Below are 25,763 nucleotides of genomic sequence, written 5' to 3' on the forward strand. Positions count from 1 at the left end.
AAGCGCCCGCGCCGGATGATCTGATCGGTTCTCAGCGCATTTTCAGGCGAAGTGGTATCCGGTTCGCCGTCCGAAAATGCGCCAAATAAAGAACCGTCAGATCACGTAGGATCGGAGAGGCTCGAAGCCGTTGAAGGCGACCGCCGAGTAGGTGGTCGTGTAGGCGCCGGTGCCTTCGATCAGCACCTCGTCGCCGATCGTCAGCGACAGAGGCAGTGGATACGGCGTCTTCTCGTACATCACGTCGGCCGAATCGCAGGTCGGGCCGGCGAGCACGCAAGGCGCGGTCTCCGAGCCATCGTGGCGAGTGACGAGGGGATAGCGGATCGCCTCGTCCATCGTCTCGGCCAGACCGCCGAACTTGCCGATGTCGAGGAACACCCAGCGCACATTGTCATTGTCGGCCTTCTTCGAGATCAGCACGACTTCCGACTTGATGACGCCGGCATTGCCGACCATGCCGCGGCCCGGCTCGATGATGGTTTCGGGAATGGCATTGCCGAAATGCTTGCGCAGCGCCGAGAAGATCGCCTGGCCATAGGCCTGGGCCGCCGGCACGTCGCGCAAATAGCGCGTCGGGAAACCGCCGCCCATGTTGACCATCTTCAAGACGATGCCTTCCTCGGCGAGCGTGGCGAACACCTTCTTGGCGTCGGCCAGGGCACGGTCCCAGGCGGTCAGGTCGGTCTGCTGCGAGCCGACATGGAACGACACGCCATAGGCGTCGAGGCCGAGGCTCTTGGCATGACGCAGCACGTCGACGGCCATGGCCGGCACGCAGCCGAACTTGCGCGACAGCGGCCATTCGGCGCCTTCGCCGTCGGTCAGCACGCGGCAGAACACGCGCGCGCCGGGAGCGACGCGGGCGATCTTCTCGACCTCCTCGACGCAATCGACCGCGAACAGCTTGATACCGAGCTGGTAGGCGCGTGCGATGTCACGCTCCTTCTTGATGGTGTTGCCGAAGGAGATGCGGTCCGCGGGCGCACCCGCGTCCATCGCCATCTCGACTTCGGCAACGGAAGCGGTGTCGAAGGACGAGCCCATCGCAGCAAGGAGGCGCAGGATTTCCGGCGCCGGGTTTGCTTTCACCGCATAGTAGATCTTGGAATCGGGCAGCGCCTTCTCGAAGGCGCGGAAATTGTCGCGCACGACATCGAGGTCGACGACGAGGCAAGGGCCGGACGGACGTCGGGTGGCGAGGAAATCGAGGATGCGCTGGGTAGCCATCGGGTTTCTCCAAACACGCCTTTCGGCGCGCACAAGGGTGCGGACGCGGGCTGTCGGCCTCGCGAACACGCGGTGGACAAAGGCGGGACGGAAAATCCATGGAACCAGCCGGTGGAGACCCCGGAACCATGAAACGCCGTCTCGCGGCGATGAACCTCGGCCTTGCCCGGCTTCGGTCCGCTTTGTCTGCCTTGGCTTGGATTGGGAGAACCCCGTTCCGCACTGCCGGCAATGAAGGTGTGCCTCTTCAGTAACCCCGGTCTTTGGACAACCGGCAGAGAACCAGAAAGGCCCGCACCGTCGTTGCTTCAAGGTGTCCTCGGGCTGGCGGTTGGCCGCTAGACCGACTGGAGGGGTTGGCTCCAGTTACCTTACCGATTTCCCTCACCATTCGAGGATCGGCGGACACCCACAGGCACGTGCGACTTTGGGCAAGCGCGATATAGGGGCGAAGGATTTCACAATCAATAAAAATCGTATCGCAGGTTGTAAAATTTCCGGCATCGAACAATGTACATGCAACCGTATCCGGATATCGAACGATGACAGGCACGCACGGCCCCTACAACGCCTTCCTCGATCTTCGCCAGGTGCCCGTGGCTCATGCCGAACTCGGCCCGCTCGCGGGCCTGCGGCTGGCTGTCAAGGACATCTACGACGTCGCCGGCTACCGCACCGGCTGTGGCAATTCCAGGAAATTCGCCGAAGGCAATGCCGCCTCGCGCACGGCGCCGGCCGTGCAGGCGATTCTCGATGCCGGCGCCCGCTTCGTCGGCAAGACGCAGACCGACGAGCTGGCCTTCGCGCTGTTCGGCCAGAACGCGCATCTTCCGTTTCCGGTGAACCCTGCGGCGCCCGACCGCGTCACCGGCGGCTCGTCGTCCGGATCGGCATCGGCGGTGGCGGGCAGGCTGGCCGACATCGCGACCGGTTCCGACACCGGCGGCTCGATCCGCGCGCCGGCAAGTTTTTGCGGCCTGATCGGGCTGCGCACCACACATGGCCGCATTTCACTCGACGGCACCATGAAGCTGGCACCGAGCTTCGACACGTTCGGCTGGTTCGCCGACGACATCGAGACCTATGAGACCGTCGGCAAGCTGCTGCTCGGCCGCGACCCGCACCAGCATTCGCTGGACCGCCCGATATCGCTCACCTGGCTGGACGAGATGGTCGCCCGCCCCGCACTTGCCGGATATGCCGCAATGAAGGCGCTGGTGGGCACGGTTTTCGGTGCTCCGGCGACCTCGACCGAGCACTTCAGCTCTTCCTCTGATGAACTCTACTGGTGCTTTCGCCGGCTGCAGGCCAAGGAAGCCTGGGGCGTGCATGGCGAATGGATCACCAGCGGCGAGCGCGACCTTGGTCCCGGCGTCGAGGAGCGTTTCGGCTTCGGCCGCGCCGTCGATGACCGCACGGCGCAGGCCGAAAAAGTGCGCCGCCTGACCTTTCATGGCGAGCTGAGCGCCCTGCTCGGCAAGGACGGCTTCCTTGTCCTGCCGACGGTGCCGGGCCCGGCGCCCTATGTCGACTCGACGCCGGAGGAGTTCCAGGCCTATCGCGAGCGCGCCTTGCATCTTCTGTGCCTCGCCGGGCTTTCCGGCTTTCCACAGATCACCTTGCCCATCGGCTCGGTCGCCGGCGCACCGTTCGGGCTTTCGCTGTTAGGCCCTTCCGGCAGCGACATTGCCCTGATACGGCTCGGCCGAAAACTTCTCGACGCAGCACAAAGGGCCTGAACCATGGACACACTGACCCGCATGCGCGCCTTCATCGACGTCGTCGAGGCCGAGGGCTTTTCGGCGGCGGCGCGCAAGATCGGCCGCTCCAAGGCGCTGCTGTCGAAATATGTGCGCGAGCTGGAGGACGAACTCGGCGCGCTGCTGCTGAACCGCACGACGCGCCAATTCTCGATGACCGAGGCCGGCCACACCTATTACCGGCGCGCCTCGGAGATCGTACGCGAGGTCGACAGCCTGGCGGACGCCGTGCGAGAATCCTCCGGCGACGTGCGCGGCAGGATCAAACTGTCGGCGCCGCGCACCTTCGCCGATGCGCCGATCGGCCAGTCGCTGATCGACTTCGCCAAGCAGCACCCCGACATCGTGCTCGACATCCAGCTCGACGACCGCTTCGTCGACCTGGTCGAGGAGGGCTTCGACCTCGCCGTGCGCATCTCGCGCCTGGAGAATTCGTCGCTGATCGCGAGACGCCTGGCGCCGTTTTCGGTGAAACTCTGCGCCTCGCCCGAACTGATCGCCAAGCATGGCATGCCGACGCGGCCGCAGGATCTCGGCCACATGCCCTGCATCGTCGACACCAACGGCCGCGGGCTGAACAACTGGGCGTTCAAGGGCGACAACAACGATCAGCTGAGCGTCGCCGTATCAGGCCCGATCGAGGTCAACAGCCCGATGGCGGCGCGGGCCGCGGCCCTGTCGGGACTCGGATTTTGCATCCTGCCGGATTTCATCGCCTCGCCCGATCTCAAGAGCGGCCAGCTGGTGACGGCGCTCGACGACCGCATCCTGTCGGGCGGCGGCATCTTCGCCGTCTACCCGCACCGCCGCTATCTGCCGGCCAAGGTCCGTGTTTTCGTCGACTTCCTGGTGCAGTGGTTCAGGACGCGTGAGGTCGCTTGACCTGCCCCAGGTTCCTGTGGCGTGCGTGTCGTAGTAACGCTGCGCACTTTTGGGTGACACGCACTGAGTTTGTGCGTGTCATGATCCCAAAACCGCTGCGCACTTTTGGGTGACACGCACTGAGTTTGTGCGTGTCATGATCCCAAAACCGCTGCGCACTTTTGGGTGACACGCACTGGCGGTCCCAATTTCGCCCCCTTTCTGGTAACCTTCGGTTTCTCTCCAAAGCCAAGGGAATCGCGACCGGGAATGCAGCTCAAACGGCACGCAATCATACTGGCTTCGGCCCTGGCGGCGACCCTTGCCGCGACGGGACCGGCTTACGTGCATCCGCACGTCTTTGCCGAGGCACGCCTGGACGTGATCCTCTCTCCGGATCACCAAAGTGTGAAAGCGCTGCGTCATCTCTGGCGCTTCGACGACCTGTTTTCGAGTACGGTGATGATGGAGTTCGACAAGAACTCCGACCTGAAGCTTGACGACAAGGAGCTGAAGGAGGTCGCCGACACCGTTCATGCCTCGCTGGCCGAATTCAACTATTTCCAGCTCGTCACGCAGAACGGCAAGGACGTGACGATGGTGCCGCCTCCACATCTGATGGCCAATTTCGACAACGACCAGCTGATCATCCTGTTCGAGTCGGAACCCAAGGAGCCGATCAAGCTGACCGGCACGATCGACATCGGCGTCTACGACCCGACCTTCTACACGGCGATCGACTTCACCGAGGATTCCAACATCACCGTTGCAGGCCTGCCGTCGAATTGCACCAGCAAGGTGATCCGTCCGGATCCGGATGAAGCCATCAAGGAAAACCAGAAGACCCTGACGGATGCCTTCTTCAACGACCCGACAGGCACCGACATGAGCAAGATCTTTGCCACCAAGCTCGAACTGACCTGTCAGCCAGAAGGATGAAGCCGGTGACGAAACCGTCCCTGCGTTTGGCATTCGGCCTGTTGGCCCTCGCCTTTGCCGCAATGCATTTCGCCAATGCCGCGCACGCCCAGTCTTCGCTCGGCATCGGCGTGAATGACGGCATGGCGCCCACCACCGGTCCGTTCGCCCACATCCTGATGTGGATCAACCTGCGCCAGCAGGAATTCTATCGCGCGCTGGCGACAGCCATGAAGGCGATGCGCCAGGACAACAGCAAGCTCTGGGTGCTCATCGGCCTGTCCTTCGCCTATGGCATTTTCCATGCCGCCGGTCCCGGCCACGGCAAGGCGGTGATCTCGTCCTATATGGTGGCCAATGAGGTGGCGCTGCGGCGCGGCATCCTGTTGTCCTTCGTCTCGGCACTGCTGCAGGGCCTGACGGCGATCGCCGTCATGCTGCTTGCCTATTTCGTCCTGCGCGGCACAACCATCTCGATGACCGACGCGGCCTGGTTCATGGAGATTATGAGCTTTGCTCTCGTCACTCTGTTCGGCGCCTGGCTGCTGTGGCGCAAGCTCGGCCCGTCCATCCTGCGCCTGTTCGGCAAGGCGCCCGCCTACAGTCTCTCGGCGGCGCACGCCGGCCATTCGCATGCGGGGCACTCGTACGCTGGGCACTCTCACGCGGGTCATTCGCATGCCGCGCACAGCCATTCGGCGCATGCGCATTCGCACGCACTGCATGGGCATGACGACCATGACCATGACCATTCGCACAGCCATCACGAGCACGCCGCGCATGACCACCATCACGACCATGGCGCGCACGATCACGCGCATCATGACCATGCGCATCACGATCACGCGGTGGGCGAGGTCTGCGAAACCTGCGGCCACTCGCATGCGCCCGATCCAGCGCTGCTGTCGGGCGATCGCTTCGACTGGCGCACCGCCTGGTCGGCGGTGGCGGCCGTCGGCATCCGCCCCTGCTCCGGCGCACTGATCGTGCTGAGCTTCGCGCTGCTCAACGGGCTCTGGATCGGCGGCCTGCTGTCGGTGCTGGCAATGTCGTTAGGCACCGCCATCACCGTCTCGGCGCTGGCAACGCTTGCCGTGACCGCCAAGAATTGGGCGGTGTATTTCGCCGGCGACGGCCGCATGGGCAACCGCATCCACTCGATCGTCGAGATCGGCGGCGCCGCCTTCGTCTTCCTGTTCGGATTGTTGCTGCTGTCGGCCAGCCTGACCGGCAGCGTCTAGGCCCTTCCCCATCCCATCGAAATGGGATGGCAACTCCTACCCAGGAATCTGGCCGCCCAGCTCATCCTCGATGTGGGCGCGGATGATCTCGTCAAAACTCTTCTCGGCGCTGAAGCCGAGCTCCCGTGACCGCTTCGCCTCGAAGCGGGTCGGCCAGCCCTTGACGATCGCCCATATCGTCTCGTCCGGTACCTCGCGGATCAGCTTTACCACTCTCGGCCCGGCAATACGCTCCAGCGCCTCGATCTGCTCGCCGACGGTGACGGCGACGCCAGGCATCGTCAGATTGCGGCGCGGCCCGACCACGGCACTGTCGATCTCCGCCGCATGGATCAGGAAGTTCACCGCGGAGCGCGGGCTGGCATGGGTGTGCACAACCGAGCGCGGCACCGGCAGGATCGCCTCTTGCCCGCTTAAGGGCTCGCGGATGATGCCGGAGAAGAAGCCGGAGGCCGCCTTGTTCGGCTTGCCGGGCCGCACGCAGATGGTCGGCAGGCGGATGCCGATGCCGTCGAAGAAGCCGCGCCTGGAATAGTCGGCAAGCAGCGCCTCGCTCATCTGCTTCTGCGTACCATAGGAGGTCAGCGGCGTCGGGTGAAAGTCATCGGGGATGATATCCGGGAACGGCGCGCCGAACACCGCGATCGACGAGGTGAAGACGACGCGCGGCGCAAAACCCGCCAGGCGAATCGCATCGAACAAAGCCCGCGTGCCGTCGAGATTGACGCGGTAGCCGAGGTCGAAATTCGCTTCCGCCTCGCCCGACACGATGCCGGCGAGATGGAAGATGACATCCGGCCGCGACGCGACAAGGCTTTCGGCAGCACCAGCTTCCGCAAGGTCGCCGGTATGGGTGCTGATGCTGACGCCCTCCATGGCCGGGGCCTGCGGCGGCACGATATCGTGCAGGTCGAGCGCGGCGATCTTTTTGCCGCGCAGCGTGCCGTCCTTGGCCAGCCGGGCGATGAGCTTGCGGCCGACCATGCCCGCGGCGCCAGTGATCAGAATGCGCATGTCAAAATTCCCTTACTTGTCCTGATTTTTGCGCTGGCTGCGCGCGCGCAGCCAGAAGACGAGGAAAAACGCCAGCACGAAGACGATGCCGAATATACCGGCGAGCACGGTCGAGAGACTGCCGAGTGCCAGCATCACGGTTGGCAGGTAGAAGGCGGCAATGCCGAACAGCAGCATGATCCACAGCGCGGCAATAGCGGCATTCCTGGTGTCGCGGTCCATCATGCAGCACCGGGGCAGCGGGCATTCGTCAAGCTGGCTTTCAAAGCTGTGGAACTCCTGAGGCGGGGCCGGTTGCCGACCGGGCTTAGTGATGGTGGCTGTGATGCGCGGCCGCATCGTGCTCATGCTCATGATCGTGGTCGTCGGCCTCGTCGGCGCATTGGCCGAATTCCGGTTCCACGGTGGCATGGCTGATGCCATGCTCGCTGGCAAGCCGCTTCTTGATGGCGCTGACGGCCTGATGGGCATCGAGGCCCTCGTCGAGGCAGGCATGCAGCGTCGCCATGGTGCTTGTCCCGTCCAGCGACCAGATATGCATATGATGCACCTCGCGCACGCCCTTGACCGCGCTCTGGATGTCCGTGGCGATCAGATCCCGGTCGAGGGTTGGCGGCACGCCTTCGAGCAGCACATGGGCTGCGGCGCGCATCAGCGACCAGGCCGTCGACAGGATCAGCAGCGAGACCAGCACCGACAGGATCGGGTCGATCGGCGTCCAGCCGGTCGCCAGGATGACCAGGGCCGCCACGATCGCCGCGGCCGAGCCGAGCAGGTCGCCCAGCACATGCAGGATGGCGCCGCGCATGTTGAGGCTTTCGCGGTCGCCGCCATGCAGCACCAGGAAGGAGCCGATATTGACCAGCAGGCCGAGGATCGCCACCACGAGCATCGGTCCGCCCAGCACCGGCGCCGGTGTGAGCAGGCGCTGCCAGGCCTCGTAGACGATCCACAGCGCGATGGCGAAGATGGCGATGCCGTTGGTGTAGGCGACCAATGTCTTTACCCGGCCGAAGCCATAGGTGAGCTGCCCGGTCGCCGGCCGCCCGGCAAGATGGAAGGCATACCAGGCAAGGCCGAGTGCGATGGCGTCGGCGAGCATGTGGCCGGCATCGGCCAGCAGCGCCAGCGATCCGGTGAACAGGCCGCCAAGCGCTTCCGCCACCATGAAGCCCGCCGTCAGGCAGGCGGCGATCAGCACGCGCTTCTTGTCGGTCGCGCCATGCATATGGCCGGCACCGCCGTGATCATGGCCGCTATGGTCGTGGGAATGCGCCAATGGCAAACTCCTAGGCGCCGAAATCCGCGCGAAAATCCTCGAGCCGTCGCTTCTGCTGGCCGGCGCTGTCGAAATTGGCCGGATCGAGCCACGCTGCATAGGCTTTGCGCAGGGCCGGCCATTCCTTGTCGATGATCGAATACCATGCGGTATCGCGGTTTTCACCCTTGACGATGAGGTGTTGGCGGAAAATGCCTTCGAACTTGAAGCCGAACCGTTCCGCGGCCCGCTTCGACGGTTCGTTGCGGTTGTTGCACTTCCATTCGTAGCGGCGGTAACCCAGTTCGTCGAAGATGTATTTCATGAACAGGAACTGCGCTTCCGTCGCGCCCGGTTTGCGCGAGATCAGCGGCCCCCAATAGATGTTGCCGATCTCGATGACGCCGTAGGCGGGATCGATGCGCATCAATGTCTGGCGACCGGCGACCTTGCCGCTGGCCTTGTCGATGACGGCGAAGAACAGCGGGTCTTCGCTCGCCTCGACCTTGTCCAGCCAGGGCTGGAAGGCGGCGCGGGTTTCCGGCGGATAGTCGGGCAGCCAGGCGAAGCGGCCGTCGACATCGGACACGGAAGACGCTTCATAGAGCCCGTCACCGTGCTTTGAGGCGCTCAGCGGTTCGAGCCTGACATAGCGGCCGTCGATCGCCTTGCGCTCGGGTCGCGGGCGCGGTTGCCAATCTTTGAGATTTTCCGACACCGAAGACTCCAATCCGTTTGACTTTTGCGGGCCGAAGCTCACAAAAACGCAACCCCACAGTAAGAACCACACGGACGGGAAAAATGCTCCACACGATTTCGGCCTTCGACCGTCTCGGCGAGGAAAATGCCTTCGCGGTGCTCGCGAGGGCGACTGCTCTGGCCCAACAGGGTCGCGACATCGTCAATCTCGGCATCGGCCAGCCTGACTTCAAGACGCCGCAGCACATCGTCGAGGCCGCGATCAAGGCGCTGCGTGACGGCCACCACGGCTACACGCCCGCCAACGGGCTTCTGGCAACGCGCGAGGCGGTGGTGCGGCGCACGCTGACCACCACCGGCGTCGAGGTCTCGCCCGAGACGGTGATGATCCTGCCGGGCGGCAAGCCGACCATGTTCGCCGCCATCCTGATGTTCGGTGAACCCGGCGCCGAGATCCTCTATCCCGACCCCGGCTTTCCCATCTACCGCTCGATGATCGAATTCACCGGCGCGGCCCCCATTCCCGTGCCGATGCGAGAGGAAAACGGCTTTGCCTTTTCGGCAGAAGAGACGCTGGCGCTGATCACCCCCAAGACCAGGCTCTTGATCCTCAACTCGCCGGCCAACCCGACCGGCGGCGTCACGCCGCGCGCCGAAATCGAGAAGCTGGTCAAGGGGCTGGAGAAGCACCCCGATGTCGCCATCCTCTCCGACGAGATCTACGACGTCATGACCTATGACGGCGAGACGCATTGCTCGCTGCTCGGCTTCCCCGAAATCCGCGACCGGCTGATCGTGCTCAATGGCTGGTCCAAGACCTGGGCGATGACCGGCTGGCGCATGGGCTGGTCGATCTGGCCGAACGGCGACAAGGGTGCCCATCTCTACGACAAGGTGCGCAAGCTGGCGGTCAATTGCTGGTCCTGCGTCAACGCGCCGAGCCAGTTCGCCGGCATCGCGGCCATCGATGGCCCGCAGGACGATGTCGACACGATGATGCGCGCCTTCGACCGCCGCAGGAAGGTCGTGGTCGAGGGGCTGAACGCCTTGCCCAACATTTCCTGCATCACGCCCAAGGGCGCGTTCTACGCCTTCCCCAATGTCTCGAAGACCGGCTGGAAGGCAAAGAAGCTCGCCTCCGCGCTGCTCGACGACGCCGGCGTGGCGCTGATCGGCGGCCCCGATTTCGGCATTCTCGGCGAAGGCTATGTCAGGCTCTCCTACGCCAACTCCGAGGAGAACATCTTGCGCGCGCTGGAACGGATCGGGGCGTTCCTCGCCAAGTGAGGCTTGGCGTCTGCCGCGCGGGTCGGGATGGTTTGTGGCCGGCTGCCATGGCGGTGTCATGAGCCGTCCGCAGGCAAGCGGCCAAGACTGGGCGTGCATCTCGAGAACGGCTACGGTCCTCGGATAAGGATCGAAGTGAGGTTCCTCGTATGTTTTATGCAATCCTTGCCTATCACGTGGAAGATGCGATCAAGGCGCTGACGCCGCAGGAAGATGCGGCACTGATGGCCGAGCTGCTGAAGATCAACACAAGGCTTCGTGAGGAAGGCACGCTTGGACCGTCCGCGCGGCTGGGGGCGACACAGGATGCCTTCACCTTGCGCGGTCCGGGCGACGGCGTGGTCATCGACGGTCCTTTCGCCGAGACCAAGGAACAATTGCTCGGCCTCTATGTCGTCGACTGCGCCACGCGGGACGAGGCCATCGCGATCGCCCGCGACCTTCGCCGTGTCAATCCGACCGCCGTTTACGAGATCAGGCCCATTCTGCTTTTCAAGCCCGGCGCGCCGCTGGCGGGCAAATGAGCCGGCGGCGAAAGCCCGGCCTTACCCACGCCCGACGAACGGCATCTTGGTTGCCATCACGGTCATGAACAGTACGTTCGCCTCGAGCGGCAGGCTGGCCATGTGGACGACGGCATCGGCGACGTGCTGGACATCCATCACCGCTTCGGCGGCGATGGAGCCATTGGCCTGTGGCACGCCGACGGTCATCGGCTGCGCCATGTCGGTCAGCGCATTGCCGATGTCGATCTGGCCGCAGGCGATGTCGTAGGGCCGGCCGTCGAGCGCCAGCGTCTTGGTCAGGCCGGTGATGGCATGCTTGGTCGCCGTATAGGGCACCGAGCCCGGGCGCGGCGCATAGGCCGACACCGAACCATTGTTGATGATGCGCCCACCCATCGGCCGCTGCTTGCGCATGGCACCGAAGGCGGCACGGGCGCACAGGAACGAACCGGTGAGATTGACGCCGACAATATCGTTCCACACTTCGACCGGGATCTCGTCGATCGGCGTCGACTTGTAACCCATGCCGGCATTGTTGAAGAGCAGGTCGACGCGGCCAAAGGCTTCCGCCACCGTCTCGAACAGATCGTCGACCTCGCCGGCCTTGCTGATGTCGCAGGCGACCGCCAGTGCCTTGGCCTCGGTCCGGCCGGCCTCGACGATCGCGGCATCCAGCACCGCTTTGCGGCGGCCGCAGAACACCGTGTTCCAGCCGGCCTTGAGCAGCGCCGTGGCGACGCCCTTGCCGATGCCCGTGCCGGCGCCGGTGACGATGGCGGTTCTTTCTTCGGTCATGGCAGATGTCCTCCGGCAGCGCCGAGCGTGCCCGCCTGATTTTCAGGATTTGGCTCGGCAGAAGGCATCGCAAATGACGGCAGCGATGGCAAGCGGACCAGCACGAACATGCCCTCTAAAAATGGTGCGCGATTTTCGGAGAACGCCCAGCATGGGTCGACAAAAAGGGCGGTCATTGGCGACCGCCCTGATCTGAACCGGGCTTGGGAGGAGGAAAAGCCGATCCGACTGTGTAGAATCATGCGCTTCCTGAGTTAACGAAAGGTTAACGCGGAAAGGCGGCCTGTCCCGATCTGACCCTTACCAGCGTGGGTTGGGCGAAGTCCCGGCCTTAGTTGCGGGAACCTTGGCCGCCGAGACCGTCGCCTCGACATGGTCGACCAGCGCGTCCGGCAGGCCGAGCCGGCCGGCAAGCAGGTCGAGATAGCCGCGCTCGGCGCGCGTGTCGGGATCGATGGTGAGGCGCGATGCCGTGTAGAGTTCGAGCTTCTGCGCGTCGGTCTTGGCCTCCGCCACCAGCGTGTCGAGGTCGAGCGGCCGTTCCAGCTCCGCCATCAGGAATTTCTCGGCATCGGCGTCGATCCCCGAAAGGCTGAGCTTGCCGGCGATCTTCTTGCGCTCCTCGTCGTCGACATGGCCGTCGGCCTTGGCCGCCGAGATCATCGCCCGCACCAGGGTCAGCGTGAATTCATCCTCGCCCTGCGGCGCCTGCGACGGATGGAAGGCGGTGTCCTTGGGCGGCGGCAGCAATTCCGGTTCGCCGGCGGCGGGCGCCTGCTCCGGGGCGTTGCCGGCCTTGTAGTTCTGGTAGGCCTTGTAGGCGAGGCCGCCGATCGCTGCCAATCCACCCAGCTTCACCGCGGCACCTGTCACCTCGCGGCCGGCCCCTGTTCCAAGCAGCACCGCTGCCAAGGCACCGGCGGCCAGCGGGTTGTCCTTGGCCATCTGCACGGCCTGACCCGCCTTGTCGCGGACGGTGCCGCTGGTGCCAGGAATTTGCGAGCCGAGCAGATCGTCGAGAAGCTTCTTGGGATCGAACATTCAGTGCCTCCAGCTTTTGCCCGGCCGAACGGGCAGGTTTCGAACGCCGAAGACGTAGGTCCCGAAACCTGACATTGCAATGACAGGCCGCCGCTTTGCCGGGCTCCCTCGCCCGGATCAGGACCCGATATGCGGCCCCTTGCCCCGCGCCTGCGCAAGCTCGACCTGCCGCTGGCGCTCGGCGTAGCGCTGACGGTCCTCGTCGGTGCGGGCGTCGAAGCAATGCGGGCAAGAAATGCCTGCGGCATATCTGGGCGATGCCAACTCACTCGCCGTCAGCGGATGGCGGCAGGCACGGCAGAGTTGCGCGTCACCCTCGGCGAGACCGTGCGACACCGAAACTCGTTCATCGAAGACGAAGCACTCGCCTTGCCACAGGCTCTGCTCCGCCGGAACCTCCTCGAGGTACTTGAGGATGCCGCCCTTGAGATGGAACACATCCTTGAAGCCGAGCGACTTGACATAGGCGGTCGCCTTTTCGCAGCGTATGCCGCCGGTGCAGAACATCGCCACCTTGCGGCCCTCGAGCTCCTCCCGGTGCGCTTCCACCCAGCCCGGGAACTCGCGAAAGCTCGCGGTCGCCGGATCGACCGCGCCCTTGAACGTGCCGATCGAAACCTCGTAGGCATTGCGCGTGTCGATGACGATCGTGTCGGGCTCGGAAATCAGCGCGTTCCAGTCGGCGGGCGCGACATAGGTGCCGGCACTCGCCACTGGGTCGATATCTTCGACGCCCATGGTAACGATCTCGCGCTTCAGCCGCACCTTCATGCGGTGGAACGGCATGTCCGCGGCACTGCTGAACTTGACCTCCAGGCCGGCCAACCCGTCGATGGCTTCGATGCAGTCGATGAGCTCGGCGATCGCTTCTTCGCTGCCGGCGACGGTGCCGTTGATGCCTTCATGCGCAAGGAGCAGCGTGCCCTTGATGCCGCGTCCGCAGCAGAAGGCCGCGAGCGGCGCGCGCAGCGTCTCGAAGGCGTCGAGCCGGGCAAACCGGTAGAGCGCGGCGACGCGGACGGGCTGGGATGGGTCGGACGGTGTCATTGCCAGAGCAACTAGACGCTCGTAAAAGCCGATTCAAGGCGAAACGGACTTGGGTATCTTTCATGGCCCTGTCGGGATGGAGCCCGTAAGCTGCCTGGCGGCGCGTGACATCGCGACGCGACCGGTTTCGTGGACAGGCAAACACCCGTCTGCTAATCGGTTGAAATCACCCCTTGGCTATGGAGAGGCAGATGCCCAGCAAGACCGAAAAACTCCTGTCGCTCCTCAACGGCCAGCCGGTCATCCCGGTGCTGAAGATCGATGATGTCGCCAACGCCGTGCCGTTGGCCCGTGCCCTGGCACGTGGCGGCCTGCCGGCGATCGAGATCACGCTGCGGACCGCCGACGCGCTGGAAGCGATCCGGCGGGTGGCGGCCGAGGTCGAGGAAGCCATTGTCGGCGCCGGCACCATTCTGGACAGCAGGCAGTTCGACGAGGCGGCCAGAGCCGGCTCGCGCTTCATCGTCAGCCCCGGCATCACGCGCGAGCTTCTGGCGGCCGCCGCCGACAGCGAGGTTCCGCTGCTGCCCGGCGCCATCACGCCCGGCGAGATCATGGCCGCGCGCGAGGCGGGTCTGCGCTTCCTGAAATTCTTCCCGGCCGAGCAGTCCGGCGGCATCGCCTCGCTGAAGGCTTTCGCCTCGCCGTTGGCCGACGTGAAATTCTGCCCGACCGGCGGCATCACCGGCAAGAACGCCGCCGACTACCTCAGCCTGCCCAACGTCATCTGCGTCGGCGGCTCCTGGGTCGCGCCCGACGACATGGTCAAGGCCGGCAAATGGGACGAGATCGAAGCGCTCGCACGCGCTGCCAGCCAGCTCAGGAAATAGCCTGGCCCTCACTCACCAGGGCAACGGACCGTTCTCGTCGAAATAGCCGCCGGTCGGCCCGCCAGCCTCTTGCGTCGCCAGATGCACGATGACCCTGGCGGCCTGCTGCACCGTACGGCCGCCTCTGTGGGCATTGAGGTCCGTCGCGGTGTAGCCGGGAGCGGCGGCGTTGACCATGATGCCGCGCGGCGAAAGCTCCCTGGCAAACGCCACGGTGATGGCGTTGAGTGCGGTCTTCGAGCTGCCGTAGCCCATGACATTGGGCGACTGGATGTTGCCGGCGGCGCGCGCGATCGAGCCGAGATAGCTGCTGACCATGACGATACGGGCGGCCGGCGCAGCCAGGAGCAGCGGCAGGAAGGCCTGGGTGACGCGAACCGGGCCGAAGACGTTGACGTCATAGGTGGCCTGCATGTCGGCGACATCCTCGCGGCTTGGCGGCCGTTCGTAGCGGCCGTCAGGTCCGAGCGCGTCGACATAGCCTGGAGCAATGCCGGCATTGTTGACCAGCACGTCGAGGCTGGAGACCTGCGCCGTCAAGTTTCTGGCCGCCGCCGCGACGCTGTCGTCGCTGGCGACGTCGAGCGCGAGCCATTCGACGTCGAGCCCTTCATTGCGCAACACCCTTGCCGCAGCCTCCCCGCGCTCGGCATCGCGGGCGCCGAGCCAGACCTTGAACCCCATGGCCGCCAGCCGGCGGGCGGTTTCGAGGCCGATGCCCTTGTTGGCCCCGGTGATCAGCGCATTCGTTTTCGTCGTCATGCCCACATCTCCTTCTTTGAAACCCAGACATGACGTGCGCCGGCCGATTTGGCGCGCCGGATACTCGCGTCTTCTTGCCTAATCCTCTCAACCGGTTGCGCGGCCTGCATGGATCGGCAATGCTGAAGACATGGAAGACGCCCTGCAGGAACTGATCGCGATCGCCGGCCGCCATGCGCATGGGCGGCGCACAAAGACGGCCATCCCGCGGGTTACGATCGGCCGCAGCGAGGTTCCGACCCCGCCGCTGCCCGAGCTTTGCCAACCGACGGTGCTGTTCGTGCTGCAAGGTGCGAAGACTGTGCTGATCGGCGACCGCACGCTTCGCTACGGCGCCGGCAGCTATTTCGTCTATGCGGTGGAGACGCCCGCCACCAGCCAGCTGATCGAGGCGAGCAGCGCCCGTCCTTACATGGCCATCGCCTTCGCCCTCGATGTCGAGCTGATCGCCAGCCTGCTTATCGACCACAAGCCGGCGGTCGACGGCGACAGCTTCGTGACCAACCGGCTGGATGACGAACTGCTCGATGCCTGGCGCCGCATGCTGCGGCTGCTCGACCGTCCGTCCGAAATTCCGGTGCTGGCGCCCATGCTCGAACGCGAGATCGCGTTTCGCTTGCTGCAGGGGCCGCAAGGCGCCAAGCTGCGTCAGCTCGCGCGCGCTGACGGCCGCCTGTCGCAGATCCGCCGCGCCACCGCCTGGATACGATCGCACTACAACGAGCCTATCGATGTGACGGAACTGGCCGCGCTGGCCCATATGAGCAACGCTTCGTTCCACCGCCACTTCAAGGCGGCGACGGCCATGAGCCCGATACAGTACCAGAAGCAGGTCCGGCTGCTGGAGGCGCGTCATCTGCTGATAGCAGAACCGGGCAGCGCCGCGCGTGTCGCCTTTGCCGTCGGCTATGAAAGCGCATCCCAGTTCAGCCGGGAATATGCGCGCCATTTCGGATTGCCGCCGGCGCGTGACGCCGCACGGCTTCTGGCCAGAGGCGAGGCAGCCACGCTGGAAATCGACTAAGGCTCGCAACCAGACCTACGCGCTGCATCAGCTGGCACGAAAAGGCCCGGCCGACTCCCGCCGACCGGGCCAATTCTCCCGGATCCTATCGGTTCCGGATCAGTGGCAGACCCTGACCTTCTCGGTCACCCTGTGATGGTGCACCCAATGCGTGACCAGCCTAGTCCTGCAGTGATGCTTGCCATTCTTAATGATCACGGTTTCGGCTTGCGATGGAGCGATCGCGGCAGATGCTGCAACCAATGCCAGAACTGACGCCAGTAGAATCTTCTTCATGAATATCCTCAGGTTGGAACGCACACACACTAACCCGGAAATGAGGGTGCCGTTCCGGCCTCACGAGAAGTTCAGCCGCGTGTGATGCCCAACATCACGGCATCGCATCTGCCGCAACCTGAAAAGCAAAAAGCCGCGCCGGTTGCCCAGCGCGGCTTCTGTTTTATCTGGCCAGCCGCTACTTCGTCTGGAAGCGGGCGACCGACAGGAACTTGACGGCGTTGCCGGTGAAGCGGCTGGGATCTGGCGCCTGGGCGTCGGTCTGGAAGCCGGCCGTATAGACCTCGCTCGGCGGCGTATGCACGATGTTGTAGGCATAGCCCGGCGCCGTCGTCGCGCTCGAAACGGTGGCGACGTTGTCGCCGCTGGTCAGCGCCCAGCGGGCGGCCTGGGGCGCCGCGGCGACCACCATGGCCCTGGGGCCTGGCTTCTGGTCGCGAGCGGTGGCCCTGGCTTCCTTGCGGGTTGTCTTCACGCCGGCGCCGATCGCTGCGGCCGGATCGGAACCGGCCGGACGGGCGGCAACGGCCTGGCGCGGCGAGGCGACATCGACGTAAGACGGATCGTTGAAGGCCGAGCGCGGCTCTTCGGAGAGCGACGCAACCTTGTATTCGTCCGCATTGCCGACCTGCTTGTATTCGTCGGCATTGCCGACCTGGGCGTTGGCCTCGTCGAGCACGGCCTTGACGGCGTCCGGCTTGGCCGGCTCGGGCCGCGCCGAGGGTAGCACCGAGAACGCATCCGTCGCGGTCTTGCCCTTTTCGGCCGTATCCGCCAGCGCCATCAGCACATCCTTACTGGGCGGCGGCGCGAGATCCGCCGGCAGCGTGCGTTCAGGACGCCATGTCGGCACGGGGATATTGTTGACGGCAACCTGCGCCGGATCGGCGGCAGCCGCCGCCGCGAGCGCTGCGGGGTCAGCCTTGCCGAACGGCATGTTCGCCGGCGCCTGCGCGGTCGCCACGGCCTGTTCGGTGGTAGCCGTCGCGTCCGCCATGGCGAACGGAACGTTCTCAGGCTGCGCGCCGACATCGGCCTTCGGCCGCGGCGCGAAATCGGGCAGCGGAATCTCCTTGGCCGGCAGCGCGGCGATGATCGTTTCCGGCGTATCCTTTTCCGGTTCCGGCGCCTGCTCGTCGGCAATCTGCGGAACGTTGGCGCGCTGCGCATTCTCGGGCGCCACGATGGCGATGCCCGGCAGGTTGCCGCTCTTGGCGGTCGCGGCCGGCTTCAGGTTTCTGGGCTTGGGCGCGGGGGCAGCCGAAGCGGTCTCGACATCGGCGCTGTCGTCGGCTTCGTCGTCGCCGCCACCGCCGAACAAAGCGGAAAGGAAGCCACCGGATTTCTTGCCGCTGCCGCCAGCACTCGCAAGCTCGACATTGGGCATACCAGCACCCTTGCGTGCCTTGTAGGCGGCCATCGCCTGCTCATAGCCGGGAAGCGGACGGCCGTCGCTCGGCACATGCAGCGTCTTGCCGTTGGGGAATAGGCTGACCAGTTCCTGGCGGCTGATGCCGGGCCAGTGGCGCACATTGCCGACATCCATATGGACGAATGGCGAACCGGAGGTCGGGTAGTAACCGACGCCACCGCCCTGCATCTTCAGGCCGATGTTGCGCAGCTTCTTCAGCGGCACGCCGGGAATATAGAAATCCATCGCCTTGCCGAGCATATGCTGGCTCTTCTCGGCGACACCGCGGCTGCGGCTGCGCAGCATCGAATTGGTCGCCGGCGAACGGTAGCCGCACACAACCTGGATATAGTCGGTGGCGCCGCTTTCGCGATAGGCCTCCCAGACCAGGTCCAGCAAGCGCGGATCCATCTTGGTCGGTTCATTGCGGCGCCAGTCGCGCAGGATGATGTTGATCTTGCGCAGGCCCTCGGGAACGTAGCGGCCGTTGCGCTTGTAGACGATCTCGGCCTTTTCGTGCGTGTGCAGGTGATAAAGCTTCAGCGTACGTGTTTCGGCGCTGGCGCCGGTGGCCGCCGCGGCAACAAAACCAAAAGCGACAATCACCGCTGCCAGCCATCTCGGCCAGACGCTCAAATGATCATGACGCCCGTTTTTGAGTCGTTCGATTCTGTTCAAATCAAAAGGCCTTGCAGGCTGCCGTTTGTCCCCGGATTTGCCCAAACGGATGTGTCGTTTTCACATCCGAATATCGATCCTAATGGTTAATCATCGCTTATTGAAGCCGAAATGCGGTAACACCATGGCGATATCCCGTCAAAAATTGTTCACAAGGTTTCTTGGTAAACCGCTGGTTTAGATCAGGATTCCGGCTTTGGCCGAACACGATCTGTTACCGTTAGCGTTAATGCGTGAACAGAGCTGTCCACAGGCATGCCATATTCCAGACGAAACCCCGATAGAGGGCCAATCCTGCCATTGCAAGCTGGTCCCGGCCTTGTGCCGGAAACGCGAACCTGGTTTTTGGAAGAGATCCAGCGCTCCCAAGTTTTGTTGAGATTCAGGTCAGGCCGAGCCGAAAACGGTTGATACCGAGAACCGGAGCGGAGCATACTTTTCGTAGGTGAGCACAGTTCTACTGCGACGCAGTAGAACTGGGAAGCGCAGGAAGCCGCCGTTTGCAGGCCGGCCTCACCTGAATATCAACGCACCTTAGGAAGCGAGGCGGTCGACACGACCCGTCTCCGGGTCGATGCCGTATTCCTTGAGCTTGCGGTACAGCGTCGAGCGTCCGATGCCGAGGCGGCGGGCGACTTCACTCATCTGGCCGTTGTAATGGTCGATGGCGAGCTTGATCATCTCGAGTTCGACATCGGCCAGCGCCCGCACATTGCCGCGTTCGTCGAGCGCCCGCAGCGTGCCGAATCTGGGCTGAAGCAGGGTCGGCCGATCCTGCTCGGCGGCTGGAGCGGCATCGCCGACCAGGTCCCCCTCATCGCGGAGTTCCGGAGGCGATGACAGGCGAGGTACCGCGTCGTCCGTTTCGAGATTGACGGTGCCTTCCACCTGCGCGCGGATCTGCGGAAAATCATCGACATCGAGCACGTCGCCTTCACACAGCACCGAGGCGCGGAAGACGGCGTTTTCGAGCTGCCTTATGTTGCCGGGCCAGTCATAGGCCTCCAGCACGGCAAGCGCTGCCGGCGAAATGCCTTGCAGGCGATGGCGCGGGTCGGCGGGCGCCACCTTTTCCATGAAATGCGTGACCAGATGCGGAATGTCGTCGCGGCGGTCGCGCAGCGGCGGCACGAAGATCGGGTAGACGTTGAGCCGGTAGAACAGGTCCTCGCGGAACTTGCCGTCCTTGACCTGCTGCAGGAGGTTGCGATGCGTCGCCGAGATCAGCCTGATATCGACCTTGACGGTCGAACGGCCGCCGACCGGATCGACCTCGCCCTCCTGCACGGCGCGCAACAGCTTGACCTGCACGTCGAGCGGCAGGTCGCCGATCTCGTCGAGGAACAGCGTGCCCGAATGCGCTTCGACGAACTTGCCGGTGTGCTTGTCGGTGGCACCGGTGAAGGAGCCCCTCTCGTGGCCGAACAGGATCGATTCGACCAGATTGTCGGGAATGGCGCCGCAATTGACGGTGACGAAGGGTTTCGAGCGACGGTCGCCGCTGCCCTGAATGGCGCGCGCCACCAGTTCCTTGCCGACGCCGGATTCGCCTTCGATCAGGATCGGGATGTTGGATCCGGCCGCTTTCTGTCCGAGGCGTATCACCCTGTCCATGGCCGGGCTGTGGGTGATCATGTCCCTGAACGTCAGCAATCCGCCGCGCTTGCGCGACGTGCGCTTGACCTCGCCCTCGACCGCTTCGACTTTCAGTGCATTGGCGATCGAGGCCTGAAGCCTGTCGGGTGACGCCGGCTTGACGACGAAATCGAAGGCGCCGTGGCGCATCGCCGACACCACGGTGTCGATGCCGCCCTGGGCGGTCTGCACGATGACCGGGACGGTGATGTCGCGTTCGCGCATCGCTTTCAGCACGCCGATGCCGTCGAGACCGGGCATGACCAGGTCGAGAATGACCACGCAGATGTCGCGGGCGCCAAGCCCGTCGAGCGCATCGAGGCCAGCCTCGCCGCCGTCGACGACGATTGCCGTGTGGCCGAACCGCGTCACCGCCGCCTCGAGCAGCCGGCGCTGCACGGGATCGTCATCGACTATGAGTATGGAACCTGTCATGACTGTCTTGAACTGCCCGCGCCCGAAATCCCCATGGATCATCTTGGCACAGGGTTCTAAATAAGGTTTCAAAAAACCCGGTGAACGAATTCCTTACGATTTGACCGGCTTGCCTGATCCCCTTGATTCTGACCTCATATTTCACAGAAGGTATTGTCGATGCGCATGATGTTTGGTCGGCGGCTTGCGGCACCGGCGTCCGGTCAGGGCGCGGCCGAGCTTGGCGATCTGCCGGAATGGAACCTTGCCGACCTCTATGCCGGCATGGAAGCCCCGGAACTGAAGCGTGACATCGCCAGGGCAGCCGCCGACGCGATCGCTTTCGAGACCCGCTGGAAGGGCACGCTCGCCGCCGAGGCCGGGCGCGGCGGCGCCGGCAAGCTGGGCGAGGCGCTGGTCGCCTACGAGGCGCTGGAGGAACTGATCGGCCGCATCGTCTCCTATGCCGGCCTCGTCTATGCCGGCAACACCGCCGATCCGCAGCGTGCCAAGCTCTATGGCGACATCCAGGAGAAGATGACCGACGCCAGCGCGCATCTCCTGTTCTTCGCGCTTGAACTGAACCTGATCGACGACGACGCGATCGAAAGCGCGCTCACCAGCGATCCCGCTTTCGGCCACTACCGGCCCTGGGTGCTCGACCTCAGAATGGACAAACCCTACCAGCTCGAGGACCGCGTCGAGCAGCTTTTCCACGAGAAGTCGATCACCGGGCGCGGCGCCTGGAACCGCCTGTTCGACGAGACGATGACCGACCTTCGCTTCGACGTCGACGGCGAGGAACTGACGCTGGAGCCAGCCCTCAATCGCCTGCAGGATGCCGATGGCGAGGTGCGCCGCCGCGCCTCCGAGGCGCTGGCCGCGACCTTCCGCAGGAATTTGCGCACCTTCACCCTGATCACCAACACGCTGGCCAAGGACAAGGAAATTTCCGACCGCTGGCGCGGCTTCGAGGACATTGCCGATTCCCGCCATCTCGCCAACCGCGTCGAGCGCGGCGTGGTCGACGCCCTCGCCACCGCGGTGCGCGAGGCCTATCCTCGCCTGTCGCATCGCTACTACGCGATGAAGGCGCGCTGGCTCGGCATGGACGTGATGAACCACTGGGACCGCAACGCGCCGCTACCGGAGACGCCGCAATCCGTGATCGGCTGGGACGAAGCACGCAACACCGTGCTGTCCGCCTATCAGCGCTTCTCGCCCGAGATGGCCGAGATCGCGCGCACCTTCTTCGACCGCAACTGGATCGACGCGCCGGTGCGCCCGGGCAAGTCGCCAGGTGCCTTTGCCCATCCGACCGTGCCGTCGGCCCATCCCTATGTGCTGCTCAACTACATGGGCAAGCCGCGCGACGTGATGACGCTGGCGCATGAACTCGGCCACGGCGTGCACCAGGTGCTGGCCGCCGGCCAGGGCGCGCTGATGGCCTCTACGCCGCTGACGCTGGCCGAGACGGCGTCGGTCTTCGGCGAGATGCTGACCTTCCGCTCGCTGCTCGAGCAGACCACCGACCGGCGCGAGCGCAAGGCCATGCTCGCCCAGAAGGTCGAGGACATGATCAACACGGTGGTGCGCCAGATCGCCTTCTACGAATTCGAGCGCAAGGTGCATGCCGAGCGCCGCAACGGCGAACTGACATCCGACAGGCTCGGCCAGTTCTGGCTGGAAGTGCAGGCCGAAAGCCTCGGCCCGGCGATCAAGCTGCGCGAGGGTTACGAGGTGTTCTGGACCTACATCCCGCACTTCATTCATTCGCCGTTCTACGTCTATGCCTATGCGTTCGGCGACTGCCTGGTGAACTCGCTCTACGCCGTCTACCAGAACGCCGAGCGCGGTTTTCAGGACAAGTATTTCGAGATGCTGCGCGCCGGCGGCACCAAGCATCATTCGCAGCTTCTGGCGCCCTTTGGCCTCGACGCCACCGATCCCGCCTTTTGGCAGATCGGGCTCGGTGTCATCAGCGGCCTGATCGATGAACTGGAAATGCTCGACGGCTGAGACGCTCTCGCTTGCAAAGAACAGTTTAGCCGGAATGCATGTTGGAACGGCACTGTTCTTTCGCTAAATATTTGTTCTTGAAGAACTCTAGGCGGAAGTTTTTCCCATAGCTTTCCACAAGCTCTATGATAGCCTTCGCCGCAAGCTCAGCCGGAGCCTATGCGGATCGGCGAGGGAGAATCTCAGCCGGTCCTGACGCTCAGGCGAACGCGACAACGGCCGTTGGCCATGGGCTGGAGAAGCCGATCGCCGACAGCTCGAACCGAAGCCGGCTGTTCTGCGAACCCGCGGAACCATCACCGAGTAGTCCATCGCCGAAGGTCATGACCCACGGCAGACGGATCTGACTGGAGAGAGACAATGGGCACTTTTTTCTACGTGGTCCTGGCGTTCCTTGTAGGCGTTTTGGTTGGCTGGTTCATCTGGGGTCGCCTGCGTGGTGAGCTCGACAGTTTGCGCGGCGACCTCGACCGCACCCGCGGCGAGCGCGACAAGCTGCGTGCCGACAGCGATCGCCTGACCGGCGAACTCAATGCATGCGGCAAGACCCGCGCCGACCTCGAGCGCCAGTTGCGCGACGCGCAGACGGGTGGAGCAAAGGCCGCCAGTCAGCCGCCGGCCGCCCTGATGTCAACGCCGGCGGCAGCCAAATCCGCTCCGGCGGCGGCCAAGGCTGCGCCTGCCAAACCAGCCGCGAAGGCGGCGCCGGCGAAGGCTGCCGCCGCCAAGTCGGCTGCACCGAAGCCCGCGGCCGCCAAGCCCGCCGCGAGCAAACCTGCTGCCTCCACGGCTTCGGCAGCAAAGAGTTCGGCCGCGCCCAAGCCGGCAGCCGCCAAGAAGGCCGCACCGGCGGCAGCCAAGCCTGCGGCGGACAAGCCCGACAACCTACGCCGGCTGATCGGTATCGGCCCGGTCAACGAGAAGCTGCTCAAGGCGCAGGGCGTCACCACCTTCGCCCAGATCGCCGCCTGGACCGCAGCCGACATCAAGCGGATCGAGGACGTGATGAACTTCGACGGCCGCATCGCCCGCGAACGCTGGATCGACCAAGCCAAGCTGCTCGCCGCCGGCGACGAGAAGGAATTCGCCAAGCAGTTTCCGACAGCCGGAACCGCCAGCAACACCTGAGCGGCAAAGGCAGATCATCAAGCCGGCGGGGCCACAGGCCCCGCTGATTTCTTTTTGGCAGGCAAGGTCGCCACGAGGTCGGCTTTGAGGGGCAAGGTGCCGTTCCCTCGATTGCACGCGAGCGGCCCCCCATATAGAGCGATCGACGGCTTCATCGATCCTGGTCCCCATGTCCCTGCCCGCCGCCATTTTCCGCAACGACGAAAGCGCGCGTCAGCTCGTATTCGACCGGCCGGCCGATATCATCGTGGCGCATGAGGCCCGGGATTTCCAGGCGGCGCTGGAAGCAGCGCAGGCCGCGCACGACGCCGGCAAATGGCTGGCCGGCTATTTCTCCTACGAGGCCGGTTATCTGCTCGAGCCGAAACTCGTTCCCTTGCTGCCCAAGGGGCGTCGCGCGCCGCTGATCTGCCTCGGTGCTTTCGATGCTCCGGTCGAAGAAGCGGTGCCGCCACGCAACGCAGCAGCCCCGAACGGCCCGATCTTCGATGCGCGGGCGGCCTGGTCATTCGAGGACTATGAGAAACGCTTCTCGCGGCTGCACCAGCACATCAGGCAAGGCGATTGCTACCAGGGCAACCTGACCTTTCCGGTGCAGGCGCAATGGTCGGGCGACCCGCTTGCCGCCTTCGATGCGCTGACCGAACGCCAGCCGGTGAAGTACGGCGCGCTGGTGACGCTGGGCGATCCCATCGTGCTGTCGCGCTCGCCCGAACTGTTCTTCGAGATCAATGCGGCCGGGATGATCGAAACGCATCCGATGAAAGGCACGGCCCCGCGCGGCGCGACCAAGACCGAGGACGAGCGGCAGAAGACCTTCCTGCGCAACGATGAGAAGAACCAGGCCGAGAACCGGATGATCGTCGACCTCCTGCGCAACGATATCTCGCTGATCAGCGAGGTCGGCACGCTGGAAGTGCCGGAACTGTTCCGCATCGAGAGCTACCCGACCGTCCACCAGATGGTGAGCGACGTCAGGGCGAAGCTGCTGCCGGGTCTCACCATTCGCCAGGTGTTTGCAGCACTGTTTCCCTGCGGCTCGATCACCGGCGCGCCGAAGATTCGCGCTATGGAGATCCTGCACGATCTGGAGAGCACGCCGCGCGACGTCTATTGCGGCGCCATCGGCTGGATCGCACCGGGGGGCACGATGCGCTTTTCCGTGGCGATCCGTACCATCTCGCTCTTTGCCAGCGGCGAGGCCGTCTACAATGTCGGCGGCGGCATCGTCTTCGATTCGACGCCCGAGGAGGAGTATCAGGAGTGTCTGCTCAAAGCCCGCTTCGCGACGGGGACACCGCCGATTTCGAGCTGATCGAAACCATGCGCTGGCAGCCCGGGACGGGCTTCCTGCGCTTCGATCGCCACCTTGCACGCCTCTATGGCTCGGCGGCGGAGCTCGGCTTCGCCTGCGATCCGCAACGGATAGCCGAGGTGTTGAGCGACGCCCTTGATGGCGCCCGAACCGCCATGCGCACGCGGCTCGCTTTGGCACGCAACGGCGACGCGACGGCCTCGGCACAGCCCTACGAACCGCTCGCCGCCGACAAGGTCTGGGTGCTGCGGCTGGCGCGGACGCGGCTCGACTCAGGCAATACGCTGCTGCGCCACAAGACCAGCCGGCGCCAGCTCTACACCCATGCCCGTTCCGAGTATCTCGTCACCCAGGCCGACGAGGTGATCCTGGTCAATGAGCGCGGCGAAATCTGCGAAGGCACCATCACCAATGTCTTCGCCGATTTCGGCAACGGCGTGCTGGCAACGGCCCGGCTCGATTGCGGCCTGCTGCCTGGCGTATTGCGCGCCGAGCTTCTGGATGAAGGCCGGGCGGAAGAAGCAATCTACAGCTACGACGATCTGAAGTCGGCCAAGGCACTCTTTGTCGGCAATTCGCTGCGCGGCTTGATTCCCGCAAAGCTTGTGTGAACC

At 64.5% G+C, this 25,763-nt stretch carries 24 protein-coding genes; 12 read left to right on the forward strand and 12 right to left on the reverse strand.

The window, feature by feature from the left end; translation table 11 throughout:
- Positions 1-96: 96 nt before the first annotated feature.
- A complete protein-coding gene (gene odc2 / locus D3242_RS16240; protein WP_064980756.1) occupies positions 97-1,230 on the reverse strand; it encodes an ornithine/lysine decarboxylase in 1,134 nt (377 codons plus the stop codon).
- 542 nt (positions 1,231-1,772) lie between these two features.
- Here odc2 and D3242_RS16245 point away from each other — a divergent pair.
- From D3242_RS16245 to D3242_RS16260, 4 genes are all read left to right on the forward strand, one after another.
- Positions 1,773-2,969 carry an amidase gene (locus D3242_RS16245; RefSeq protein ID WP_064980757.1) on the forward strand — a complete coding sequence of 399 codons (1,197 nt, stop codon included), beginning with the start codon at positions 1,773-1,775 and terminating at the stop codon, positions 2,967-2,969.
- A 3-nt stretch (positions 2,970-2,972) separates the two neighbouring features.
- A complete protein-coding gene (locus D3242_RS16250) occupies positions 2,973-3,872 on the forward strand; it encodes a LysR family transcriptional regulator (RefSeq protein WP_019861014.1) in 900 nt (299 codons plus the stop codon).
- Between the two features lie 249 nt (positions 3,873-4,121).
- On the forward strand, positions 4,122-4,790 hold the full coding sequence (locus D3242_RS16255) for a DUF1007 family protein (protein WP_064980759.1): 669 nt from the start codon (positions 4,122-4,124) through the stop codon (positions 4,788-4,790).
- Positions 4,787-6,010 (forward strand): nickel/cobalt transporter, encoded by a 1,224-nt coding sequence (locus D3242_RS16260; RefSeq protein ID WP_038649385.1) that lies wholly within the window; start codon positions 4,787-4,789, stop codon positions 6,008-6,010. Before D3242_RS16255 ends, D3242_RS16260 begins: the two co-directional genes overlap by 4 nt.
- 36 nt (positions 6,011-6,046) lie before the next feature.
- Here D3242_RS16260 and denD read toward each other — a convergent pair whose 3' ends face one another.
- The 4 genes from denD to D3242_RS16280 all read right to left on the reverse strand — a co-directional run bounded on the left by denD (position 6,047) and on the right by D3242_RS16280 (position 9,000).
- The gene (gene denD / locus D3242_RS16265) at positions 6,047-7,024 is read right to left on the reverse strand and encodes a D-erythronate dehydrogenase (protein ID WP_019861020.1); all 978 of its coding nucleotides are present in this window, start codon (positions 7,022-7,024) and stop codon (positions 6,047-6,049) included.
- 12 nt (positions 7,025-7,036) lie between these two features.
- On the reverse strand, positions 7,037-7,249 hold the full coding sequence (locus D3242_RS16270) for a hypothetical protein (protein ID WP_019861021.1): 213 nt from the start codon (positions 7,247-7,249) through the stop codon (positions 7,037-7,039).
- 82 nt (positions 7,250-7,331) lie between these two features.
- Positions 7,332-8,303 carry a cation diffusion facilitator family transporter gene (locus tag D3242_RS16275; protein ID WP_038649388.1) on the reverse strand — a complete coding sequence of 324 codons (972 nt, stop codon included), beginning with the start codon at positions 8,301-8,303 and terminating at the stop codon, positions 7,332-7,334.
- Between the two features lie 10 nt (positions 8,304-8,313).
- A complete protein-coding gene (locus D3242_RS16280; RefSeq protein ID WP_027047365.1) occupies positions 8,314-9,000 on the reverse strand; it encodes a GNAT family N-acetyltransferase in 687 nt (228 codons plus the stop codon).
- An 83-nt stretch (positions 9,001-9,083) separates the two neighbouring features.
- Between D3242_RS16280 and D3242_RS16285 the strand changes: the two genes are divergently transcribed.
- Both D3242_RS16285 and D3242_RS16290 read left to right on the forward strand, forming a co-directional pair.
- Positions 9,084-10,268 carry a pyridoxal phosphate-dependent aminotransferase gene (locus tag D3242_RS16285; protein WP_064980762.1) on the forward strand — a complete coding sequence of 395 codons (1,185 nt, stop codon included), beginning with the start codon at positions 9,084-9,086 and terminating at the stop codon, positions 10,266-10,268.
- Positions 10,269-10,417: 149 nt separating this feature from the next.
- Entirely contained in the window at positions 10,418-10,792 is a 375-nt protein-coding gene (locus tag D3242_RS16290; protein WP_019861024.1) for a YciI family protein, read from the forward strand.
- A 21-nt stretch (positions 10,793-10,813) separates the two neighbouring features.
- On the opposite strand, the gene D3242_RS16295 is transcribed toward D3242_RS16290, so the two are convergent.
- From D3242_RS16295 to trhO, 4 genes are all read right to left on the reverse strand, one after another.
- Entirely contained in the window at positions 10,814-11,569 is a 756-nt protein-coding gene (locus tag D3242_RS16295) for an SDR family oxidoreductase (protein WP_019861025.1), read from the reverse strand.
- Positions 11,566-11,745: a hypothetical protein gene (locus D3242_RS33300; protein WP_147377466.1), complete on the reverse strand. Its 180-nt coding sequence runs from the start codon at positions 11,743-11,745 to the stop codon at positions 11,566-11,568. Before D3242_RS33300 ends, D3242_RS16295 begins: the two co-directional genes overlap by 4 nt.
- Before the next feature lie 124 nt (positions 11,746-11,869).
- Entirely contained in the window at positions 11,870-12,610 is a 741-nt protein-coding gene (locus D3242_RS16300) for a tellurite resistance TerB family protein (protein ID WP_019861027.1), read from the reverse strand.
- Positions 12,611-12,727: 117 nt separating this feature from the next.
- Positions 12,728-13,657, reverse strand: coding sequence for an oxygen-dependent tRNA uridine(34) hydroxylase TrhO (gene trhO, locus D3242_RS16305; RefSeq protein WP_019861028.1), 930 nt, complete (start codon positions 13,655-13,657; stop codon positions 12,728-12,730).
- Positions 13,658-13,848: 191 nt separating this feature from the next.
- On the opposite strand from trhO, the gene D3242_RS16310 reads away from it, so the two are divergent.
- Positions 13,849-14,487 carry a 2-dehydro-3-deoxy-phosphogluconate aldolase gene (locus tag D3242_RS16310; RefSeq protein ID WP_027047366.1) on the forward strand — a complete coding sequence of 213 codons (639 nt, stop codon included), beginning with the start codon at positions 13,849-13,851 and terminating at the stop codon, positions 14,485-14,487.
- Positions 14,488-14,499: 12 nt separating this feature from the next.
- Here D3242_RS16310 and D3242_RS16315 read toward each other — a convergent pair whose 3' ends face one another.
- On the reverse strand, positions 14,500-15,249 hold the full coding sequence (locus D3242_RS16315; RefSeq protein WP_019861030.1) for an SDR family NAD(P)-dependent oxidoreductase: 750 nt from the start codon (positions 15,247-15,249) through the stop codon (positions 14,500-14,502).
- 130 nt (positions 15,250-15,379) lie between these two features.
- Between D3242_RS16315 and D3242_RS16320 the strand changes: the two genes are divergently transcribed.
- Positions 15,380-16,273 carry an AraC family transcriptional regulator gene (locus D3242_RS16320; protein WP_064980769.1) on the forward strand — a complete coding sequence of 298 codons (894 nt, stop codon included), beginning with the start codon at positions 15,380-15,382 and terminating at the stop codon, positions 16,271-16,273.
- Between the two features lie 454 nt (positions 16,274-16,727).
- On the opposite strand, the gene D3242_RS16325 is transcribed toward D3242_RS16320, so the two are convergent.
- Both D3242_RS16325 and D3242_RS16330 read right to left on the reverse strand, forming a co-directional pair.
- Positions 16,728-18,566, reverse strand: a complete 1,839-nt coding sequence (locus D3242_RS16325; RefSeq protein WP_223217859.1) for a peptidoglycan L,D-endopeptidase MepK — start codon at positions 18,564-18,566, stop codon at positions 16,728-16,730.
- Between the two features lie 606 nt (positions 18,567-19,172).
- On the reverse strand, positions 19,173-20,708 hold the full coding sequence (locus D3242_RS16330) for a sigma-54-dependent transcriptional regulator (protein ID WP_064981666.1): 1,536 nt from the start codon (positions 20,706-20,708) through the stop codon (positions 19,173-19,175).
- A 159-nt stretch (positions 20,709-20,867) separates the two neighbouring features.
- Here D3242_RS16330 and D3242_RS16335 point away from each other — a divergent pair, with 159 nt between their 5' ends.
- The 4 genes from D3242_RS16335 (at position 20,868) to D3242_RS16350 (ending at position 25,760) form a co-directional block, all read left to right on the forward strand.
- A complete protein-coding gene (locus D3242_RS16335; protein WP_064980773.1) occupies positions 20,868-22,706 on the forward strand; it encodes a M3 family oligoendopeptidase in 1,839 nt (612 codons plus the stop codon).
- A gap of 360 nt (positions 22,707-23,066) precedes the next feature.
- Entirely contained in the window at positions 23,067-23,834 is a 768-nt protein-coding gene (locus D3242_RS16340; protein WP_064980775.1) for an NADH dehydrogenase, read from the forward strand.
- A 157-nt stretch (positions 23,835-23,991) separates the two neighbouring features.
- A complete protein-coding gene (locus D3242_RS16345) occupies positions 23,992-25,149 on the forward strand; it encodes an aminodeoxychorismate synthase component I (RefSeq protein WP_394811852.1) in 1,158 nt (385 codons plus the stop codon).
- Positions 25,098-25,760 (forward strand): aminotransferase class IV family protein, encoded by a 663-nt coding sequence (locus D3242_RS16350; protein ID WP_064980779.1) that lies wholly within the window; start codon positions 25,098-25,100, stop codon positions 25,758-25,760. The genes D3242_RS16345 and D3242_RS16350 overlap by 52 nt, the downstream gene beginning before the upstream one ends.
- The last annotated feature ends 3 nt before the right edge of the window (positions 25,761-25,763 follow it).

Origin of the sequence: Mesorhizobium jarvisii (assembly GCF_003601985.1) — a bacterium.
Lineage (GTDB): Bacteria > Pseudomonadota > Alphaproteobacteria > Rhizobiales > Rhizobiaceae > Mesorhizobium > Mesorhizobium jarvisii.

Coding starts and splice junctions, on each gene's coding strand:
- odc2 (WP_064980756.1), bottom strand. CDS start 1,230: ATGGCTACCCAGCGCATCCTCGATTTCCTCGCCACCCGACGTCCGTCC.
- D3242_RS16245 (WP_064980757.1), top strand. CDS start 1,773: ATGACAGGCACGCACGGCCCCTACAACGCCTTCCTCGATCTTCGCCAG.
- D3242_RS16250 (WP_019861014.1), top strand. CDS start 2,973: ATGGACACACTGACCCGCATGCGCGCCTTCATCGACGTCGTCGAGGCC.
- D3242_RS16255 (WP_064980759.1), top strand. CDS start 4,122: ATGCAGCTCAAACGGCACGCAATCATACTGGCTTCGGCCCTGGCGGCG.
- D3242_RS16260 (WP_038649385.1), top strand. CDS start 4,787: ATGAAGCCGGTGACGAAACCGTCCCTGCGTTTGGCATTCGGCCTGTTG.
- denD (WP_019861020.1), bottom strand. CDS start 7,024: ATGCGCATTCTGATCACTGGCGCCGCGGGCATGGTCGGCCGCAAGCTC.
- D3242_RS16270 (WP_019861021.1), bottom strand. CDS start 7,249: ATGATGGACCGCGACACCAGGAATGCCGCTATTGCCGCGCTGTGGATC.
- D3242_RS16285 (WP_064980762.1), top strand. CDS start 9,084: ATGCTCCACACGATTTCGGCCTTCGACCGTCTCGGCGAGGAAAATGCC.
- D3242_RS16290 (WP_019861024.1), top strand. CDS start 10,418: ATGTTTTATGCAATCCTTGCCTATCACGTGGAAGATGCGATCAAGGCG.
- D3242_RS16295 (WP_019861025.1), bottom strand. CDS start 11,569: ATGACCGAAGAAAGAACCGCCATCGTCACCGGCGCCGGCACGGGCATC.
- D3242_RS33300 (WP_147377466.1), bottom strand. CDS start 11,745: ATGACCGCCCTTTTTGTCGACCCATGCTGGGCGTTCTCCGAAAATCGC.
- D3242_RS16300 (WP_019861027.1), bottom strand. CDS start 12,610: ATGTTCGATCCCAAGAAGCTTCTCGACGATCTGCTCGGCTCGCAAATT.
- trhO (WP_019861028.1), bottom strand. CDS start 13,657: ATGACACCGTCCGACCCATCCCAGCCCGTCCGCGTCGCCGCGCTCTAC.
- D3242_RS16310 (WP_027047366.1), top strand. CDS start 13,849: ATGCCCAGCAAGACCGAAAAACTCCTGTCGCTCCTCAACGGCCAGCCG.
- D3242_RS16315 (WP_019861030.1), bottom strand. CDS start 15,249: ATGACGACGAAAACGAATGCGCTGATCACCGGGGCCAACAAGGGCATC.
- D3242_RS16320 (WP_064980769.1), top strand. CDS start 15,380: ATGGAAGACGCCCTGCAGGAACTGATCGCGATCGCCGGCCGCCATGCG.
- D3242_RS16330 (WP_064981666.1), bottom strand. CDS start 20,708: ATGACAGGTTCCATACTCATAGTCGATGACGATCCCGTGCAGCGCCGG.
- D3242_RS16335 (WP_064980773.1), top strand. CDS start 20,868: ATGCGCATGATGTTTGGTCGGCGGCTTGCGGCACCGGCGTCCGGTCAG.
- D3242_RS16340 (WP_064980775.1), top strand. CDS start 23,067: ATGGGCACTTTTTTCTACGTGGTCCTGGCGTTCCTTGTAGGCGTTTTG.